This is a genomic window from Paenibacillus vandeheii (genome assembly GCF_030433635.1).
GTDB classification, from domain to species: Bacteria; Bacillota; Bacilli; order Paenibacillales; family Paenibacillaceae; genus Paenibacillus; species Paenibacillus vandeheii.
The window spans coordinates 375,616-393,518 of sequence record NZ_JAROCD010000006.1; the positions used below are offsets into that span (position 1 = coordinate 375,616).

18 protein-coding genes are annotated in these 17,903 nt (G+C 43.1%); 5 read left to right on the forward strand and 13 right to left on the reverse strand.

The features are described from left to right. Window positions 1-228: 228 nt before the first annotated feature. Window positions 229-1,143 carry a poly(ethylene terephthalate) hydrolase family protein gene (locus tag P5G61_RS14250; protein WP_301247145.1) on the reverse strand — a complete coding sequence of 305 codons (915 nt, stop codon included), beginning with the start codon at window positions 1,141-1,143 and terminating at the stop codon, window positions 229-231. Window positions 1,144-1,164: 21 nt separating this feature from the next. Continuing rightward, the gene (locus tag P5G61_RS14255; RefSeq protein WP_301247146.1) at window positions 1,165-1,584 is read right to left on the reverse strand and encodes a MerR family transcriptional regulator; all 420 of its coding nucleotides are present in this window, start codon (window positions 1,582-1,584) and stop codon (window positions 1,165-1,167) included. A 152-nt stretch (window positions 1,585-1,736) separates the two neighbouring features. On the opposite strand from P5G61_RS14255, the gene P5G61_RS14260 reads away from it, so the two are divergent. Continuing rightward, the gene (locus P5G61_RS14260) at window positions 1,737-2,057 is read left to right on the forward strand and encodes a carboxymuconolactone decarboxylase family protein (RefSeq protein WP_079344512.1); all 321 of its coding nucleotides are present in this window, start codon (window positions 1,737-1,739) and stop codon (window positions 2,055-2,057) included. Between the two features lie 19 nt (window positions 2,058-2,076). Next, complete coding sequence (locus P5G61_RS14265) at window positions 2,077-2,472, forward strand: cupin domain-containing protein (protein ID WP_079344511.1); 396 nt, start codon at window positions 2,077-2,079, stop codon at window positions 2,470-2,472. A 210-nt stretch (window positions 2,473-2,682) separates the two neighbouring features. Here P5G61_RS14265 and P5G61_RS14270 read toward each other — a convergent pair whose 3' ends face one another. The 6 genes from P5G61_RS14270 to P5G61_RS14295 form a co-directional block, all read right to left on the reverse strand. Next, complete coding sequence (locus P5G61_RS14270; protein ID WP_301247147.1) at window positions 2,683-2,949, reverse strand: hypothetical protein; 267 nt, start codon at window positions 2,947-2,949, stop codon at window positions 2,683-2,685. Window positions 2,950-2,961: 12 nt separating this feature from the next. Beyond that, window positions 2,962-3,906 carry an RNA polymerase sigma factor gene (locus P5G61_RS14275; RefSeq protein WP_301247148.1) on the reverse strand — a complete coding sequence of 315 codons (945 nt, stop codon included), beginning with the start codon at window positions 3,904-3,906 and terminating at the stop codon, window positions 2,962-2,964. Window positions 3,907-4,096: 190 nt separating this feature from the next. Continuing rightward, window positions 4,097-4,651 carry an NADPH-dependent FMN reductase gene (locus P5G61_RS14280; RefSeq protein WP_301247149.1) on the reverse strand — a complete coding sequence of 185 codons (555 nt, stop codon included), beginning with the start codon at window positions 4,649-4,651 and terminating at the stop codon, window positions 4,097-4,099. 44 nt (window positions 4,652-4,695) lie between these two features. Continuing rightward, window positions 4,696-5,586, reverse strand: coding sequence for a UDP-N-acetylmuramate dehydrogenase (gene murB / locus P5G61_RS14285; protein ID WP_301247150.1), 891 nt, complete (start codon window positions 5,584-5,586; stop codon window positions 4,696-4,698). A gap of 114 nt (window positions 5,587-5,700) precedes the next feature. Then, complete coding sequence (locus tag P5G61_RS14290) at window positions 5,701-6,057, reverse strand: HesB/IscA family protein (protein WP_301247151.1); 357 nt, start codon at window positions 6,055-6,057, stop codon at window positions 5,701-5,703. Between the two features lie 45 nt (window positions 6,058-6,102). Then, entirely contained in the window at window positions 6,103-6,441 is a 339-nt protein-coding gene (locus P5G61_RS14295) for a hypothetical protein (protein WP_301247152.1), read from the reverse strand. A 273-nt stretch (window positions 6,442-6,714) separates the two neighbouring features. Here P5G61_RS14295 and P5G61_RS14300 point away from each other — a divergent pair, with 273 nt between their 5' ends. Continuing rightward, the gene (locus P5G61_RS14300; RefSeq protein WP_301247153.1) at window positions 6,715-7,371 is read left to right on the forward strand and encodes a helix-turn-helix transcriptional regulator; all 657 of its coding nucleotides are present in this window, start codon (window positions 6,715-6,717) and stop codon (window positions 7,369-7,371) included. 107 nt (window positions 7,372-7,478) lie between these two features. Here P5G61_RS14300 and P5G61_RS14305 read toward each other — a convergent pair whose 3' ends face one another. Then, window positions 7,479-8,630, reverse strand: coding sequence for an epoxide hydrolase family protein (locus tag P5G61_RS14305; protein WP_301247154.1), 1,152 nt, complete (start codon window positions 8,628-8,630; stop codon window positions 7,479-7,481). A 139-nt stretch (window positions 8,631-8,769) separates the two neighbouring features. Between P5G61_RS14305 and P5G61_RS14310 the strand changes: the two genes are divergently transcribed. After that, window positions 8,770-9,666, forward strand: coding sequence for a LysR family transcriptional regulator (locus tag P5G61_RS14310; RefSeq protein ID WP_301247155.1), 897 nt, complete (start codon window positions 8,770-8,772; stop codon window positions 9,664-9,666). A gap of 96 nt (window positions 9,667-9,762) precedes the next feature. Here the strand turns inward: P5G61_RS14310 and P5G61_RS14315 are convergent, their stop codons facing one another. The 3 genes from P5G61_RS14315 to P5G61_RS14325 all read right to left on the reverse strand — a co-directional run bounded on the left by P5G61_RS14315 (window position 9,763) and on the right by P5G61_RS14325 (window position 16,040). Further along, window positions 9,763-10,557 carry an SDR family NAD(P)-dependent oxidoreductase gene (locus P5G61_RS14315; RefSeq protein ID WP_301247156.1) on the reverse strand — a complete coding sequence of 265 codons (795 nt, stop codon included), beginning with the start codon at window positions 10,555-10,557 and terminating at the stop codon, window positions 9,763-9,765. Window positions 10,558-10,711: 154 nt separating this feature from the next. Then, window positions 10,712-11,785 (reverse strand): AraC family transcriptional regulator, encoded by a 1,074-nt coding sequence (locus tag P5G61_RS14320; protein ID WP_301247157.1) that lies wholly within the window; start codon window positions 11,783-11,785, stop codon window positions 10,712-10,714. A 190-nt stretch (window positions 11,786-11,975) separates the two neighbouring features. After that, window positions 11,976-16,040 carry an S-layer homology domain-containing protein gene (locus P5G61_RS14325; RefSeq protein WP_301247158.1) on the reverse strand — a complete coding sequence of 1,355 codons (4,065 nt, stop codon included), beginning with the start codon at window positions 16,038-16,040 and terminating at the stop codon, window positions 11,976-11,978. Between the two features lie 295 nt (window positions 16,041-16,335). Here P5G61_RS14325 and P5G61_RS14330 point away from each other — a divergent pair, with 295 nt between their 5' ends. Beyond that, the gene (locus tag P5G61_RS14330; protein ID WP_301247159.1) at window positions 16,336-17,139 is read left to right on the forward strand and encodes a MurR/RpiR family transcriptional regulator; all 804 of its coding nucleotides are present in this window, start codon (window positions 16,336-16,338) and stop codon (window positions 17,137-17,139) included. Window positions 17,140-17,185: 46 nt separating this feature from the next. Here the strand turns inward: P5G61_RS14330 and P5G61_RS14335 are convergent, their stop codons facing one another. Beyond that, the gene (locus P5G61_RS14335) at window positions 17,186-17,902 is read right to left on the reverse strand and encodes an N-acetylmannosamine-6-phosphate 2-epimerase (RefSeq protein WP_301247160.1); all 717 of its coding nucleotides are present in this window, start codon (window positions 17,900-17,902) and stop codon (window positions 17,186-17,188) included. Window position 17,903 lies beyond the last annotated feature (1 nt).

Genomic DNA, 17,903 nt, shown 5'->3' on the forward strand with positions numbered 1-17,903 from the left:
TAGCAGTATTCGCAGAGAAAATTCAGACTCTTCAATCGGTGTTAAAATCTAGCATAAAGTAAGCCGTTACAAATAGAAATAACATTTCGTTGTCATTTATTTGGCATTTTGTTGGAAAAAAGTGCTTATCTTTAATTTAGAGCTCGCTCGTTCATACATACAAAAAAAAGGACAGTCCCTAGCCATTTTATGACTTGGGACAGCCCCTTCGAATGATGTGAACGATAACTATTGCAAATTTGCGGTGGTAACATCCTTCCAATGATCATTCGTTTCTATTTCAGCATGATTGCCAACAAAAGCACCCCTTGCCTCTGAATCATCCATTAATTGATATCTCATCCAAGCTGTCAAATAACCTCGATGTTGACCGCCATCCTGCTCTATCGCTGTATGCGCAGCGCCCTTAGCCATAGCCATTAAAACTGGAAGATCCGGGTTGGCATTACGTAAGGCCAATTGGTTGGAATCTGACGGGGAGATGATAAAATCTCGGGTCCCTCCCATAACAAAAAATGGAACCTTCAGCGCTGAAGTATTATACACGTCCTCTGGATCACAATATTTCAGGTCGGGCAGAGCAATCGATACAACCGTTTTGATGAGATTACCGTTCTCAAAATTCGTCTGAGCATTAATCACGCCCGTTGACCCCTGCGAATGTCCTGCCGCTGCAATTCGATCCTTCTGAACCCTCTTGTAAAACGGGCTGACTGTTGCTTCATTTTCACTGAGCATATATTCAATGGCAGCCATAATTTCTTTTCCTGTGCCCGTAGTTTGACTGTATGTATCGATGACAATAAATCCCCAACTGGTCAGGTGTCTTAACAACTCATCATAATTATCAGGCAAAGCTCCCGTTCCGTTGCCCCAAGCAATGAGTGGGTGCGAGACAGCCGTTGATTGCGGAGAATAAATCCTGTACAGCTTCTCGCCTTGTTCGTCCGTGATCTCCATTGTATCTACCTCGTATGTACCGGGTAGAGCATATCTCTCTTCAACACTTCCGGTTTCGAAAGTAGCCGATACCGAATTTACGAGGATGAAGGATAGTACGCAAAAAGCAGCAATCAAAATAACGACAACACCTGTTATCCATAGAAACCACTTGCTTCGAATTACCTTTTTCACTTGTGGCATACAATCTCCTTTAAAGATGCGTTAGGTGGATTCTTCTTTAGCATCTTCCTTCTGTTCTGAATAAAGAACGAATTCATATTTATCCCCATTGATCTGATCGTGATAGAACATAATCTTTCGATTTAAAATATCCAGATTCTCTTGCAATGCTTGAATTTCCTGTTCTACTTTGCCCTTACGCTGTTCAAGCAAATGAAGTCTATCATACATCGTCTCCTCACCCATGGCACGCCATTCAGTATATTGTTTTAGCTCTACCATCGACATTCCCGAATTTTTCAAATGTAGTAAAAACCGAACCCATCCGATATCTTGATCTGTATATTCCCGTAGATTATTTCCATCTCGCTGGGGAGTAAGTAAACCTTCCATTTCATAATATCTGAGCGTGCTTTTATTAATACCAATAATTTCAGCAAATTCTCCAATGGAATACGTCATAGCATCAACCTCAGTTTCCTAGATTCGTTTCTCCCTCTAGTATACACTTCTACAGTTTGAACAAAACTAAAAATAGTGTCTTGACTTAAAGTTCACTTTAAGGCCTATACTTCGTCATGTGCACATTGAAATGAATTGGAGGTAAAGAGCTTATGCCCGAAAAACAAACCGCCGGCCGAGAATTACTTGGAGAATTTGCACCGAAATTTGCTGAACTTAATGATGATGTTTTATTTGGTGAAGTTTGGTCCAGAGAGAAGGAATTATCACCTCGCGATCGCAGCATGATAACCGTATCCGCATTGATTGCTGGCGGGAATTTCGAACAGTTAACTCCTCATTTTCAAAAAGCAAAAGCAAACGGAGTAACCAAAGAGGAAATTGCGGAAATCATCACTCATCTTTCATTTTATGCTGGATGGCCGAAAGCTTGGTCAGCATTTAATATCGCAAAAGAAATCTACAAACATTAAGAGAAAGCAGGGTTCAATGATGACAAATGAAGAATTACAAAAGACCGCCATCTTTCCGTTAGGGCAAAAAGTTGATGCAAACTTTATCGGGGATGCATACTTACAAATGATCTTTACTGACCCGACTCCACTTAATGCACCCATTGGAAGTGTAACCTTTGCTCCAGGAGCTCGCAATAACTGGCACTCTCATAAAGTTGGGCAAGTTTTGATTGTAACTGGTGGCGAGGGCTGGTATCAAGAAGAAGGTAAACCAGCACAATTACTTAAATCCGGGGATGTAATTAATATTCCCCCTACTATAAAACATTGGCATGGAGCTACAAAAGACAGTTGGTTTGTACACTTGGCAATTACACCTGGAGAAACGGTTTGGTTAGAACCAGTCGATGGTAAGTCGTATAATCAGTTGTAAAAATAAACGCATCGAGTCCATGGATTCGATGCGTTGTTCTGTATTCTTTCAAGACACTCGTAATTTTATTTATTTTTGCTCGACGAAGTAGTGTTCAACTGCAGCTCCCTCCAAGAACTGAAATATGTTTATATAATATTACAATAACCATTTCTCATATAGAAAAAAGCCCGGTTCATCACCGGACTTAACATTTCAAAGGTATTCAAATTATATTTTGATATATTCCACCCATAGCTTATATAATTCAGTCTCGCTACATTGAAAGATTCCTTCAAAATCTTGAGGATTACGGATCAGTTTGTTTAATGCATCTACTCCGTATCGCTCAACCACAAATTCCACCATCATATAAGAGAATTGAAAACCTTTCATCGTTTCAAAATCCCACGTATCGTTATTTAATTCATCAAAAGATGGAATGGTCTGGTTGCGAATGCTATCTTCCGTCGAACCTTTAATAAAATCTTGGGACATCTGTTTAGCTTCCTATCCACCAATGCCCTGTCCGATCCATTTCGGAGCTGCAGGATTAATATCGCTGATTAGCCACATGGCGAACAAGTGGACTGTGCCTTTCAGAATGGATTGATACGTATGCTCCGGTCCAGGGTTCAATGGAGAGACAATTTTCAGAGTACGCCCTTCATATGTGCCCATAAACCAATTGGGGGCATCAGTTTCTCCGACAGCTTGATGGAACGTTGGCAAATCGGGATAAATTTCAATGACTACTTTTTGTGATGGACGATGTTTGTATTTGGTAGACACTCGTTCAACACTACTGTTGAGTTCATCGAACAAATCTTGATGCACTTTCTTCGTACGATCATTCGTTTCGTGGCTTACACCTTTATTTACAATAGAAATCAGGTCTTGAATAGACATGATGGCAATGTCCCCCCACTCTTTCAGTTCTTTTCTTAATTTCTCCAAAGCCCGGTATAGTCTGTTCTTTACTGCACTCTCCCGCCTTCCAACAATCTTGGATATTTCAGGCAAGGTGCAGTCAACGAAAAAGCGTAATGCAATAATTTCCTGATCAATCTCATCCAGCTTTTGTAACGCGGAGCCAATATCAATTCGGATATCAACATGTTTCGTAAATTCAAGGGAGATGGATTGGGATTCATAATCTGTAAAATCATAAGGAGATTCTTTTTGTCGCGATAACCTGCGATATTCGTTTTTCACCGTATTCTGAGCAATCTTAAAGATCCAGGTGAATAAATTTGAGGTCCCTTTAAAGCTATGAATGTTTTCGACCGCTTTCAAAAATACATACTGGGTCAAATCATCTGCAACCAACGGGTTCAATTTCAGTGAGAAGTATTTACTGATTCTTTGACGATATTGTTCATACGTGTTCTCAAAGATGGTGATGCTTTCCTGTTCATCCGGATAAACAGGTTTCGTGTCATGAGCTCCTGACATGGTGGTGAACCTCCTCTTGATTTACATTTAATTAGACACCGGAGGAAGCGAAAAAGCCACGCGTTAGAAAAAATAATTTTGAGGACTCCACCTCTTATGTATAAATTCTGCTAACTTTTGAAGATGAAAAACAAACAAAGGCAGCCGTTCGCACTGAACGGCTACCTTTGTTCTTTTATTGAAGTACAGCTTATTTCAGGACGGAAGACGCTTTTAATTGAGTCTGCATGAAGACCAGTTCCTCAGCCAATTTTTCCAGCCGACTCAGTGCTTCCGTATCTTTAATGTTATTCTCAGCATCAAAATGATCGCTATTCAGATATACATAGCTTGGGGCGACATAGGAGCGGAAAAAGCCAGCAATGGGCTTTAACTGATTTTCCACAACCAAATAATGCTGATAGGTGCCACCGGTTGCTATAAAACCCATCACTTTATTGTAAATGCTCTGCACAGGCAATAGGTCGAATACATTCTTTAGTACACCTGTCAGAGAGGATTGATATATTGGTGTGCCGATTACGTAAAAGTCAGCATCCATCAATTTTTGAACCACCGACTGGGTGTCTTCATTGTAATCCTCCAACTGGCGACCATCGCAAAATTCGATCCCTTTATAATCTCTTAAGTCTATGAGCTCCACTTCAATTTCTGGATGATTATTTTTCACGAATTGGAGCACAGCATCCACACCCACTGGTGTCTTTGATCCAATCAACGACCCGGACAATCCTATTAATTTCACAACATAACCTCCAATAAGTCGTAGTCATCTGTTAAATTTCCTGCCTACTCTCCCAAAATAATAACTTCCGTCTCCAATTCAATATTAAATTGATCGTACACTCTTTTTTTAATTAATCTAATTAATTCCAAATAATCCTCAGCAGTGGCGTGATCTGCATTAATGATAAAACCCGCATGTTTCTTCGAAATTTCAGCTCCCCCAATGCGAGTGCCTTGTAAATTACATTCTTGAATAAGTTTCCCGACATAATATCCCTCTGGACGTTTGAAAACACTTCCGCAAGAAGGGTACTCAAGCGGTTGTTTGGATTCCCGTTTGAACGTTAAATCCTGCATGACACTGGAGATAACATCCTTATTGCCTTTTTTGAGATTAAATTCGACTTCAAGTATGATGTATTGATCTGTTCGGAAGATACTGTTTCGATACCCAAGCTGCATATCATCGCGGGCGATGTTAACCAGTTCTCCATGTTTAGTAACAACAAGCGCTTGCTCGACGACTTCATCCATCTGACCGCCATAAGCTCCCGCATTCATATATAAAGCACCACCTGTGCTCCCTGGTATTCCACATGCAAACTCCAGACCCGTTAGACTGTTATCCAAAGCGATCCGTGAGACGTCGATAATATTGGAACCGCTTTGCGCGACAATCTTGTCACCATAGACCGCAATTTGATCGAATTGGCTCAGAGAGAGCGTGATTCCACGCAGCCCCTGATCTTTAATAATGACGTTTGATCCTTTGCCAATGACAGTCAGAGGTATTTGATGTACTTTTGCAATGTTAACTATGTTAATAATTTCTTCCTTCGTAGTAGGATGAATAAGTATGTCTGCTTTACCACCTAGTCTTATATAGGTATGGTCCTTTAATGGCTCATTCAATTTCAATTTTTCCAAAGGTATGTGATTCTCAAAAATATTCATGACATTCTCTCCCTGAGTTGAAAAGACATGATTGCACAATCGGCGAACAGAAAACTCCTTCATTGTATGTTTAATATGAGATTTTACTTGGAATTATTCCGAACATCATATCATTTAATCACATTTTTTAACCTCGCCACGGTAATTCGCCATTCTGAAACTGGCCCCGCAGCCACATGACACTTTTGCATTAGGATTATTCATGGTGAATCCCCCTAACATCCCGCTTTCTTCATAATCAATCTCAAGTCCTTCAATATATGGAACCGTATTTGAGTGAACCAATATACGAAATGCACCTTTATCTAATAAGATATCCCCTTCTGCTTGCTGTTCATCTACGATAAGGGTATAGGACAGACCACTGCAGCCCCCCTCATCCACCCCTACTCGAAGAAATGAATTCCGGCTAACCGCACTTGCCAGAATTGCAACGATCTTTTCGGATGCTGTTTCACTGACCTGAATCATCGTTTATACCTCCTTGAAACGTATTTTGGGTTAGACTGGTGTTGTTCAAACGCTGCCCATTAAAATTCTAATGATTTCTTCAGGACTCGTATAAGCATTAAAACATCGATAATCTGCTTCTTGCAGATGGTTAGGAATATCCATGATTTCAAGAGATCCGCTATATAAAACGATCCTATATTTCCCGGAAAATTGTTCTATAAACGGCTTAATATTCTCCAAATTCATATCTACGATGATCACAGTATTATCCGGAAGATGGTTAATGTCACAGACCACATCACGCGTAGCGTCCAGGACATGCAAGGAGGGCTCTGTTCGAATCAACAAACTTAAACTTTTAACGATGTGATGCGTGTTTGACAAGACTAACACATGGTTCATTCAGATAACCTCCGGATAAATGATCGCAATCGCAGGATATTTCTCTTCCTAAATTCATGTTTTTAGTACACAAGTCCATCAAACAGGGTATGAAAGCGGCTAGAGCGGCTCCGTTGAGTGTAAATTCATACATGATTTGTATTGGATACCGGATACTTAGTAAACATTTTTATTTATAAAGTATAAGCTACAGCTCGCCTTTGACTTTGTCAATATTTTTGTTTAAAATGTATGAAATCATGCAGATTCTGTTGTTTAAAAAGGAGGTTCACCATGAGCCAGGACCAAACGAAAAAGGCTGCCTCAACCAGTACCCGAAAAGCAATCATTAACCTGCTCAAGCAGCAAGGTGGAATGGATGTTGTGGCACTCTCCTCCCAATTTGCGTTATCTGGAATGGCTATCAGGCAGCACTTAAATGCACTGAAAGAAGAAGGATTGGTTACTTTCGAAGAAGAGGCTCGTCCCATGGGTCGACCAACCAAGCTATGGAGACTAACCCCCGCGGCTGATCGTTTTTTTCCTAGTGGATATTCAGAGTTATCCGTCAGTCTGATTAATTCCATGAAAGAAGCTTTTGGAAATGAAGGGCTGGACAAGCTGCTGAGTGTTCGAAATAAGAACATGCAAGACCAATATCTTCAGTACATCGGTGATGTAACTGGCGTGAAGGAAAGACTGGAGAAACTGGCTGAAATCCGAACAAATGAAGGTTATATGGCCGAGGTCAGGGATCAAGGCGATGGTAGCCTCTTATTTATAGAGAAGCATTGTCCCATCTGTGAAGCCGCCGCCGTATGTACCGGGTTATGCAAGAACGAATTACATTTATTTAAAACGGTGCTTGGAGATCATGTTCATATTGAACGGGGAGAGTATATTATGGCAGGCGGAAGAAACTGTATATATACCGTAAGAGAAAATATGTAGTGACAGACGAATGTTTCATACTATAAAATTTCATAATTATAAAAAAAGCCGCAACAGGCGACTTTTTAAATGTATATGTTCTGTTCCATTATCCTTAGGAACGCAATCTATCCAATATCAATGGAACGAAAAAAATGATAGAGATGTTCTGCAAATAATTTTGGATGCTCCATAGCAGCGAAATGACCACCTTTATTCGCTTTCTCCCAGTACGTAACCTTATATACGCGTTCTACCCAGCTTCGGGGAGGCGTGGGCAGCTCCTTGGGAAATAGGGAGACTCCTGTTGGCACCGTAATATGCTGACCTTCCGCGAAATGCAGTGGCATATGGGCCCCTTCCGTATATATGCGAATGGAAGAAGCAATCGTATTGGTAAACCAGTATATCGAGATGTTGGTGAGGATATGATCAAGTGAAAAAGAACTTTCGATATCTCCCTTGCAATCACTCCAACTCTGAAACTTTTCCACCATCCAGCTGGCAAGACCAGCCGGGGAATCACTTAACGCAAAAGCCAAGGTTTCCGGCTTCGTTCGATGAAGGGAGCTATAAGCCCCTTCTCGTTCTAACCACTCCGCTACAGTGTCAAGGTATGAACGCTCTTCTTTGCTCATTGCAGGTGTATTCTGCGTGAGTGGTGGCTTGTAGCTTCCAGGAATATAGTTGAGATGAAGTCCTTTCACCCGTTCAGGGTACAAGAACGCTAACCACGTCGAGACTCCTGCTCCGATATCCCCACCCTGAACAAAATACCTTTCATAACCCAAACGAACCATCAGTTCTGCCCAAAGTGTGGCTACATATTTCGACCCTACCCCACGCTGTGTGGGTTTACTCGAAAATGCAAACCCCGGCAAAGAAGGAATAATGACATCAAATGCATCTTCAGCCTGTCCACCATATAATGATGGGGTTGTCAGGTAAGGAATCAGTTCTAACAATTCTACGAATGATCCTGGCCAGCCATGAGTCAGCAGCAGCGGCCGTGATGAAACTCCTTCGCCCCGAACATGCACAAAGTGAATATCAAATCCATCCACGTGTTCAATAAATTGCGGGAAACGATTCAACCACGCTTCCTGTTCACGCCAGTTATACTCCGCCCCCCAGTAATCCACTAATCGTTTCAAAAAGGAAGCATCTGTCCCCAAAACCCATGGTTCTTCATAGAACCGAGTAGGCCATCGAACCTGTTTCAGTCTAATAGATAGATCATGCAACTGCTGCTCTGGAATAGCGATTTTGAATGTTTTCATTTCTGGTATACCCCCACGAGAAGTCATTTACGATGTGATGGACTCTATTGTATGATGATTTAATCCATTAATAAAATTGAAATGATTACAAGCATTATCAATTTTATCGATACATGTCTAAAACTTAAGGAGAACTCGGATGGAAATCAGACATCTTGTAACATTTCAGACGATTGTTGAGATTGGAAGCTATACCGGGGCTGCATCCCAATTGGGCTATACGCAATCCACAATCACTACTCATATACAGTCCCTGGAAGAAGAGATTGGCGGGGAGCTTTTCACATACGAAAAAAGACATTTGAAGCTTACTCCTCTTGGGAGGGAGTTAATACCGCTGGCAGAAGATTTGCTTGCAACCCATGATCAAATTAAGAGCATACAATGCAACCAGGAAGTAAAAGGTGTATTGAGGGTAGCTGCACCAGAGTCTATAACCATTTCCAGACTAAGTCCCATCATAAGGGAATATTCGTCGAAGTATCCTCAAGTCAGATTCATCCTTACCAACGGTACTTGTGAGCAAAACCAGGTGGACTTAATAAGCGGACGTGTGGATGTGGCTTTGATGGTGTATCCGGAGCTGCATCCGGAAAAATGCATTCATTACGAGCTGGTCGAGGAAAAAATGGTCCTGGTTTGCAGCAAAGATGGCCCGGAGCATTTTGATGATTATAAACTGGAGAACAACCGATCCATTTTTATCACCAACGAAGAAGGCTGCAGTTATCGGACGATGTTTGAAAGATATCTTGTAAAGCATGATATTCCTCCGTTTCAAACTACACAGTTATGGAGTATTGAGGCCATCAAACAAACTGTTATGAGCGGGCTTGGCTTTTCATTTTTGCCTTACATTACAGTCAAAGAAGATGTGGAACGGGGAAAGCTTCACATTGTGAATCATTCCGAAACGTTTGACCCCATTTACTCCCACATGCTGATTAAAAAGAAAAAATGGTTATCTCCTGCCGTTCAAGCTTTTGCTGAGCTTGTAATTAAGTCGATCCCCTCAACGGATAACGACTTGGAATGAATTCATTAAGATGATTAATATATACAATGAAAAAAACCAAAAAAAGAACCCTGAGATAAATCTCAAGGTTCTTTGCGTTAAGAATTGAAAGTAATACTAGAAAATGGTTGGCACCATTCCACCATCCATGCGAATTGGTGAGCCTTTGAATGCGGATGCATAAGGACTGCACACAAACGCGGCCAATCTCCCTATCTCCACAGGCTTAATAAATCGCTGTATTTCGGATTGCGGAAGGTTTTTCTTCATAAAATCCTTCTCTTTTTCTAAAAAAGTCATCGATTCATCAGGGTAGATGCTCTCAATAATTTGTTGCACATTTTCAGAGAGGGTTGGTCCTGGCATGATCGTATTGACGGTCACTTCTGTTCCTATGGTTAACTTGGACAAGCTTTTGGACAAGGATAATAGCATGGATTTGGTCATGCAATACTGCGGCATTTGTCCTGAAGGCATGACCGCTTCTTCGCTCGCGATAAAGATAATGCGACCAAAATCATTGTTCACCATTTTAGGGAGATAAAATTTGGATAATCCGTTTGCAGCGAGCACATTCGTACGGAAGTATTTTTCCCATACCTCATCATCTACGTCATCATATGACATGATTTCATAGATCCCCATATTATTCACTAAAATGTCAATCTGGGGGTATTTCTCAAATAATGCTTCTCTTTGCCCCTTATCTACCAGATCAGCTGTAGCCTTTTGGGGCGAGGTAGTCGGGTAATCGGAGTTGATTTCATTGACCGTGCGCTCTACGTCCTCATCATTTCGTCCATTAATGAGTACATCTACTCCTTCTTTGGCAAGTTCAATGGCAATGGCTTTTCCTATCCCCTTCGTTGATCCTGTAACCAATGCTTTTTTACCGTGTAAGCCCATATCCATATCACACTACTCCTTTTATTTTTACTTGTAGCGGCAAGCTGATTCGTAGTTCTTTAACAAACAGTCTTGTGCTCCGGATAGGTTTATATTACAGGGTCCACATGGTTCAGTAACTAGCGTATTCCGCCAAAGTTCTTGCATAACACGCCAAATGTTAAAAAGCATTCATTTCATTCAATTCATGAAGCGTTGATGATTTTGATGATCCTTCGGATAGGGAATTCGTTCCCAAATATTCCGTACGCCAATTCGTAGGCGTATCCCCTTCCCATGAACGAAAGGCTCGGTAGAACGAGTTTTGGTCTTCATATCCAATCAGGAAAGCTACTTCTTTAATATCCAGTGTGGGGTCCGCCAAGTAAGCTCGTGCCTGCTCATGTCTGGCTTGCGTCAACAGATGTTTGAAACTTGTGTTTTCATCTGTTAGCCGGCGCTGCAAGGTACGATCGCTCATACCCAATTCCTTGGCTATAATCTGAATGTCGGGGCGACCACCTATGAGACTGCGTTTCATAATCCATTTGACCATCTCGGAAATGGAGCGACTACCCTGCTGTTCATCCAGCGATCGGTCCAGAATGGGAGTAAGGATCTCCAGTAATTCTTCGTTATATGAAAGAAAAGGCCGGTCCAAATCTTTACGATCCAGCGTAAGCCGGTTACATGCTGCACCCATCCGAATCGGGCAACCGAAATAATCCTCCAAGGCCTTTACATCACCCATAGGGAGCGAAAATTCAACAAGCCGCGCTGTTAAGGGTTGACCTGTTCCCCGGCGTCCAAGTTCCAGAAGAAATGCCAGTGTGACGCCAACCAATAATGGTGGACCTGTTTGCTCACCAGACAACCAATTCAGTTCAATGGAACAGTCCTCTCCTTCTTCTATAATACACAGGCTTTCAGGAGGACAAAGCTGCTTGTAGCGAGCCATTCGATTTAATGCGTCCCGGTAGTCACGAGCATGATAAGTCGCTAAAACGCTCGGCGGATATTTCGACGTTTCAAAGATAGTCGCAAGCTTGATGATCCCTTCGGCAGTGTCACCCACCAGATCGGAATAAGCCTGCCAGATTGCAAAATATTGAGCGGTGGTGACGCTTGGTTCAGTTATGATGGTGAGCGGCAGTTGTGCTTTGCGAGCCACATCGTGGGCGACAATCCCTAATTGATGTAATCCTGCCCAAAATCCCGCCGGGAGTTTGATGCGCGCAGAGGTTTGAGATTTCATTTATGTCCTTCCTTATCTTAACTATTGTTTAGTTCTAAATCAGATTTACAAGTTCAATTAACGATCCATCCACAGTACAGGGACTCTGGTTCTTCTGCAACGTCTTCATTATTATCTCCAAGTCTTCTAAATAAGCAAGAAACCAATGCGGATAGTTCCACATTGGTTTCTAGGAGGCATTATTTTGGCGTTATTTTGTTTGTTCAAGAAGACCGATAATAAGCGTAACGGCCTCAGCCCGGGTGGCTGTCTGCATTGGGGCAAATCGATTGCCACCAACACCGCCTACCAGACCTGCCTCCACGGCAGAAGCTACATGGGATACTGCCCATGCCGGAACACCCTTTGCATCTTTGAAATCCAGCTTCGCATTGGAATCCGTTGGGATCCCGCCAGCTCGTGCAATCATGGTCACCATCTCCGCACGGCTCAACGTCTTGCCAGGACCGAACGAACCATTAGCGTAACCATTGATAATGCCAGCAGATGCCGCTGCTGTAATATATGACTTCGCCCATGAAGGAATCTTGTTATCATCCGTATAGTGAATGCTCTCGCTTACGGTATTCATATTCAGGGCGCGACCCAGCATCGTTATGAACTCGGCGCGTGTGACTTTTTGATTTGGACGGAAAGTCTGATCGCCGTAACCATTTACAAATCCAGCCGCCAAGGCTTTATCAATTGCAGATTTTGCCCAGTGCCCGGCTGTATCTTTTATCGCTGGCGTAGTCCCTGCGTTCCCGTTATTGCCTGATCCAGTGCCCGGCTCATTGCCAGACTCAGTTCCGTTACCGGTACCGTTGTTTGAACCGTTATCGGTTCCTGTGTTGCCGCCAGTTCCTGAGGAGCTATTACCGCTGCCTGATCCATTACCGGAACCAGAGCCAGAACCCGGGTTCGATGTTCCCGGATTGGAAGGATCAGTCCCAGGATTTGTCGTCTCCGTTTTCTTCACGATACCGAACTGATCAATAATGAACGGGGTTGCTCCGTTCAGATTTTGGTCAATTTCATACGTGATAGCTGTCAGTTTACCGCCGTCAATCGTAATGCCCACAAAATTCTGGACCTGACTGCGCATCGGACGACGGTTGTCGTTCGGATCTGGGCCATATTTATCTGCATGATTTTCCTCTGCACGTTCAAAAAGACTGTAGTAAGCTTCTCCGAGACTTTCACTCTTATTTTTGTAATACACTTTTGGACCCGCTGTTGCCGGAATCAGATAGATTGAGCCATTCGGATTCACTGAGTACTCGATTTTCTCTCCATTTTGCATCTCCGTGATGATCTCTGGCTGACGTGCTTTTCCATTCTGATCGATCGGTTTTGTGCGGGCATAGATATGATCATGTCCCTGAAGAACAAAATCAATGCCCAGCTCGGCCATGATCGGTGCAATCTTGGTACGTACACCGTTTGCTCCCATGATGTCGGAATCCGTTGCGTGATTTGAGGTTGTGTATGGACCCTTGTGAATGTTCACAATAATCCATTGGGCTCCATTTTTCTTGGCAGCCTGGACATCTTTCTTCAGCCACTCGACCTGCTCTACTGAGAAGTTGTCATACTCGTCCGAATCCTCATTCGAATTCAGCACAACAAAATGTGCGTTGCTGTAATTATATGAGTAGTACGCTCCCGTCTCCGTTGCTGAATTCTCTGGTGACTGGATATTAAAATGATCAATAAACGCGTAGTTCTCGTCTTCATGATTTCCTGCGGATGGAACGATGGTTGTGTTCAACAGGCTTTTCTGCGAATGCCCAAGCAGCCAATTCCACTGTTCCTCTTTGATACCATTATCCACGATGTCACCGTTGTGTACGACGAACTGTGCATCCGGTACTGTGGCGAGCGCTTTAGCCAGTGTCTCGGAAGAAAGGATGGCTTCATCTTCTTCCTTAGCTTGTGTATCGGCCAGATCGATGAAGGTAAATTTGCCTTTTTCCGGTGCCGTGCGGAAGGTTCCTGTCTCGCTCCATACTTGCCGGGAAGCATCCCCTACCCGGTAATAATAGGTCGTATTCGCTTTGAGTCCGGTCACTTCCGCTTTGTGCATCAGCTCCGATGGAGCATTCGCAGGCTGGGCAGAGCGCCCTTGAACCGATTTGGCTTGTGTAAAATCAGGTGCTGCAGCAGTTTTCTCCACAACTTGAAGGTTGCTCTCTGTCACTTGATCAGAGGTATACCACGTAAAGCCTTTGCTATTGGTCGGATCTCCGTGGAACGTTACCGTTACTTTGCTGACTTTCTCAGGAACAGGTACCGTATCAGATTCCTTGATAATTCCGAAAGTATCCACGATAAATGGTTCTGCATTATATTTATTTTGGTCAATTTCATATGTTATGGCGGACAGCTTACCTCCATTAATGGTCAAGGAGACAAAGTTCTGCACATAACCTCTGGCCAAACTTGTAGTGTCGCCATATTTCCGTGCATGGTTTTCTTCCGCACGCTCGAACAAGCTGAAATATGCTTCACCCAGTTCTGGCTTTACGTTTTTGAAATATACTTTGGCCCCGGCGGTTGCGGGAATCATATAAATGGTTCCATCCGGTTTGACCGAGTACTCGATACTCTGACCATTAAAAGTCTCTGTTATTTTGGACACATCTTCAGCGGTGCCATCGCTCTTGATTGGCTTGGTGCGAGCATATATATGGTCATGTCCCTGGAGGACCAGATCAATTCCAAGTTCGTTCATGAGCGGGGCGATTTTTTTCCGTTCACCGTTCGCACCAATAATGTCGCTATCCGTGGCGTGATTCGATGTTGTGTACGGACCTTTATGGATGTTAACGATAATCCACTCGGCTCCTGCGGCTTTCGCATCCGCTACATCCTGCTTCATCCATGCGACTTGCTCGTTTGAGAAATTGGCATACTCGGTTGAATCCTCGTTGGAGTTCAGTACGATAAAGTGGGCTTTACTGTAATCATAGGAGTAATATGCGCCCGTTACCGTTTCAGCACCCTCTGGCTGCTTTACGTTAAAATGCTCGTAGAACACATAATTTTCATCCTCATGATTGCCAGCGGATGGTGCAATGGTTGTGTTCATGAGACTGGCTTGCGAATGTCCAAGCAGCCAATTCCATTCTTGCTCTGAAGTACCATTCTCGACAACGTCTCCGTTATGGACGACAAATTCAGCATTCGGAACAGTCGCAAGTGCCTTGGCAAGTGTAGAGCCGGACAGAATCGCCTCATCTTCTTCCTTCGCTTGTGTGTCTGTCAGGTCAATGAAGGTAAAGTCTCCATCAACCGGAGCCGTTTTGAACGTTCCAACCTCACTCCATATGTCCAGGCTCTGATCACCAACGCGGAAATAATAAGCGGTATCTGGCGTAAGACCCGTCGCTTCCGCCTTATGCACCATTTCTCCCGGGGAGTTGGAGGCCACGGTTTCGCGTCCGTTGAAGCTTTGGGCCTGACTGAAATCTGCAAGGCCTCCCTGTTTAGGTACCACTTGAACAGTGCTCTGTGCAGATGCAAGTGGTGTATACCAAGTGAAACCTTTGGCACTTGTCGCATCACCATAGAAAGTAACCGTAACTTTGCTGATATCCAGCAATGGCGCATCAGCCAATGCCTTAAGCTCCATATCAAAATACAGGTCAGAACTGCTGTCGCTCTGTTGATGTACTTCGACCGCAATTTCGTTCGAGCCATCATGCAAATTGGCTTTCATCGGCTCAGTCAAATCGATATCCTCATACATTACCGGCAGGTCCTTATTTGAGGTTGCTTTGGTAGTGTACTCAACCTCTCCGTCCGGCATGCCAAAGCGACGGATCTCTACACCATTGACATAGATAACTGCCCCGTCATCAATGCCGAATGTGCCGAGAATTTGTCCGTAGCTGCTGATTTCATCTTTGTTAACGTTTAGATTTGTGCGGAAATAAGTCGTGCGGGGTTTTAATTTTTTGTCCAGACCGTAGCTGACTTCTGTTTTGAGGGCTCCAAAATAGGAAGTGCTCACGCCATTGCCGTTGTCCTTATACCCAAATGGAGCCTGTCCCGTTTTCCAGGAGGACAAATCATCGTAGGTACGCCATTCTGTCAGTAAATCCTGACCCTGATCAAAATAATTCCATTCGGCGCTGCGCTGTAACAGAATATCCGGCTCGGAAGACGATGCGGCTTGGACTGAATTGGCTCCCCCAAATCCCGCGAACCATCCGAATACCAAAGAAAGCGATAACAGGATGGGTAAACACTTTTTGTAGAGGTGACTGATCATAATTCTCTCCTTTTTATGTATGATTAGTTGGATTATCAAAATCCAAACAGGCCAATCATAGCAAGTGGAAATCAGTATCCAGTCAGCTTGAAGTAAAACGTATGTAAACTCTGACATTTATTTATACTGTTCACGAATGATATTTTTAGTTAACATAATAATTAATATGGTATTTAACATCATCCAATGAAACGATACGTCTATTTATAAAGGTTTGATGATTTGGCTTTTAGGAAGTAGACTAATGAGGATAGACTATATAGAAGTTAACACGTTCTGGGAAAGGAGAATCCGAATGTCCTCCAGTGTCATTGATATGCTACAGCTTGAATACCAGCGCTTCTCAGCAAAAGAAAAGGAAATAGCCGATTATGTTATGCTCAATAAATCATCCATTAATAACATCAATATTAGGGATCTGGCTACGTACACCAATGCTTCCATGTCCACCATTACTCGATTTTGCAAAAAAGTAGGTTGTTCCACCTTTGTCGATTTTAAAATTCGGCTTAGCCGCGAAGTACACCAACCCCGCAATGAAACGGATTTTTTTATACGAACACAACAGATTCACAATGATATTATAAATGCGACCGCGGAAATGCTGGATACCGACAAAATTGAACAAGTGGTCCAGTACATAAAAGAAGCTCGCAAAATTTATGTCTATGGTTTGGGAAGTTCAGGCTTGTCTGCTTTGGAATTCAAATACAGGCTCATGCGGATGGATATCGTAATCGATGCGGTAACCGATTCTCACATGATGATCATGAGTGCTTCTCTTCTGGGCGAAGATGATCTGGTTATTGGTTTATCTAATTCTGGACGAACATTAGAAGTCAGCGACGCATTAAACGCGGCCAAAAAAAGAGGAAGCAAAGTCGTGGGAATTACTAATTTTGATCATACACCCCTGTCTGAAATTTCGGATTTGTGTATTTTTACCCCGGATATCGGGCGAAACGGAGATGTGAACTTCATCAACAGCCAATTGGCCATTATTTACATCCTGGATGTGATCTCGCTTCTATTACTTGAGGATGAACATTTACTTCATGCGCGCCAGCAAACGTTAAAAGCTCTTTATTCTGCTGAATAAACAAACAGCCAACTTGATTCGTTGGCTGTTTTCATGTTTTCTCTTTTTATTTAGCAGAAGGAGAAGACTCCTTCAATTTTGCGATTTCAGCGACAAAACGTTCCGTAATTTGTTGGGGACGCGTAATGGCCCCACCGACAACAACACAATAGACACCAGCTTCGAGACACGTTGCTGCCATCTCGGGCGTCATGATATTCCCTTCCGCAACAACAGGTGTTTGCACACTTGCCAGAATTTCCTTCAAGGCCGCAAATTGATTATCGTACAGCTTAACCCCTGCTGTTTCCTCTGTATATCCGACTAATGTAGAAGAAATCAGATCAAAGCCGAGCCGTTCTGCATTTATAGCTTCCTCTTGGGTCGAAATATCCCCCATTAATAGAAGTTGAGGATGTTTGGTACGAATTTCATGCACGAATTCATCCAGTGTTTTACCATCCGGCCGGGCTCGCATCGTCGCATCAACCGCAACGATCTCCGCATGCACCTCGGCAAGCTCATCCACTTCCACGATCGTTGGTGTAATGAAGACCGGATTGGTTCCGTAATTTCTCTTCACAATACCTATGACCGGAAGATTAACCTGTTCCTTAATCTCTTTCACATCAGCCGCCGTATTGGCACGAATACCTATGGCTCCACCTTCTTTTGCTGCGATTGCCATGCGTCCCATGATGAACGAACTATGAAGCGGCTCATGCTCCAATGCCTGACATGATACGACGAGACCGCTTTGTAAACCCAATTTATCTATATTCATT

Excerpts from the sequence above, each read along its gene's own strand:
- P5G61_RS14330 (WP_301247159.1), top strand. The coding sequence starts at position 16,336 with ATGTCCTCCAGTGTCATTGATATGCTACAGCTTGAATACCAGCGCTTC.
- murB (WP_301247150.1), bottom strand. The coding sequence starts at position 5,586 with ATGAATATTTTTGAGAATCACATACCTTTGGAAAAATTGAAATTGAAT.
- P5G61_RS14265 (WP_079344511.1), top strand. The coding sequence starts at position 2,077 with ATGACAAATGAAGAATTACAAAAGACCGCCATCTTTCCGTTAGGGCAA.
- P5G61_RS14290 (WP_301247151.1), bottom strand. The coding sequence starts at position 6,057 with ATGATTCAGGTCAGTGAAACAGCATCCGAAAAGATCGTTGCAATTCTG.
- P5G61_RS14300 (WP_301247153.1), top strand. The coding sequence starts at position 6,715 with ATGAGCCAGGACCAAACGAAAAAGGCTGCCTCAACCAGTACCCGAAAA.
- P5G61_RS14335 (WP_301247160.1), bottom strand. The coding sequence starts at position 17,902 with ATGAATATAGATAAATTGGGTTTACAAAGCGGTCTCGTCGTATCATGT.
- P5G61_RS14255 (WP_301247146.1), bottom strand. The coding sequence starts at position 1,584 with ATGACGTATTCCATTGGAGAATTTGCTGAAATTATTGGTATTAATAAA.
- P5G61_RS14275 (WP_301247148.1), bottom strand. The coding sequence starts at position 3,906 with ATGTCAGGAGCTCATGACACGAAACCTGTTTATCCGGATGAACAGGAA.
- P5G61_RS14320 (WP_301247157.1), bottom strand. The coding sequence starts at position 11,785 with ATGAAATCTCAAACCTCTGCGCGCATCAAACTCCCGGCGGGATTTTGG.
- P5G61_RS14295 (WP_301247152.1), bottom strand. The coding sequence starts at position 6,441 with ATGAACCATGTGTTAGTCTTGTCAAACACGCATCACATCGTTAAAAGT.
- P5G61_RS14315 (WP_301247156.1), bottom strand. The coding sequence starts at position 10,557 with ATGGATATGGGCTTACACGGTAAAAAAGCATTGGTTACAGGATCAACG.
- P5G61_RS14250 (WP_301247145.1), bottom strand. The coding sequence starts at position 1,143 with ATGCCACAAGTGAAAAAGGTAATTCGAAGCAAGTGGTTTCTATGGATA.
- P5G61_RS14310 (WP_301247155.1), top strand. The coding sequence starts at position 8,770 with ATGGAAATCAGACATCTTGTAACATTTCAGACGATTGTTGAGATTGGA.
- P5G61_RS14305 (WP_301247154.1), bottom strand. The coding sequence starts at position 8,630 with ATGAAAACATTCAAAATCGCTATTCCAGAGCAGCAGTTGCATGATCTA.
- P5G61_RS14260 (WP_079344512.1), top strand. The coding sequence starts at position 1,737 with ATGCCCGAAAAACAAACCGCCGGCCGAGAATTACTTGGAGAATTTGCA.
- P5G61_RS14325 (WP_301247158.1), bottom strand. The coding sequence starts at position 16,040 with ATGATCAGTCACCTCTACAAAAAGTGTTTACCCATCCTGTTATCGCTT.
- P5G61_RS14270 (WP_301247147.1), bottom strand. The coding sequence starts at position 2,949 with ATGTCCCAAGATTTTATTAAAGGTTCGACGGAAGATAGCATTCGCAAC.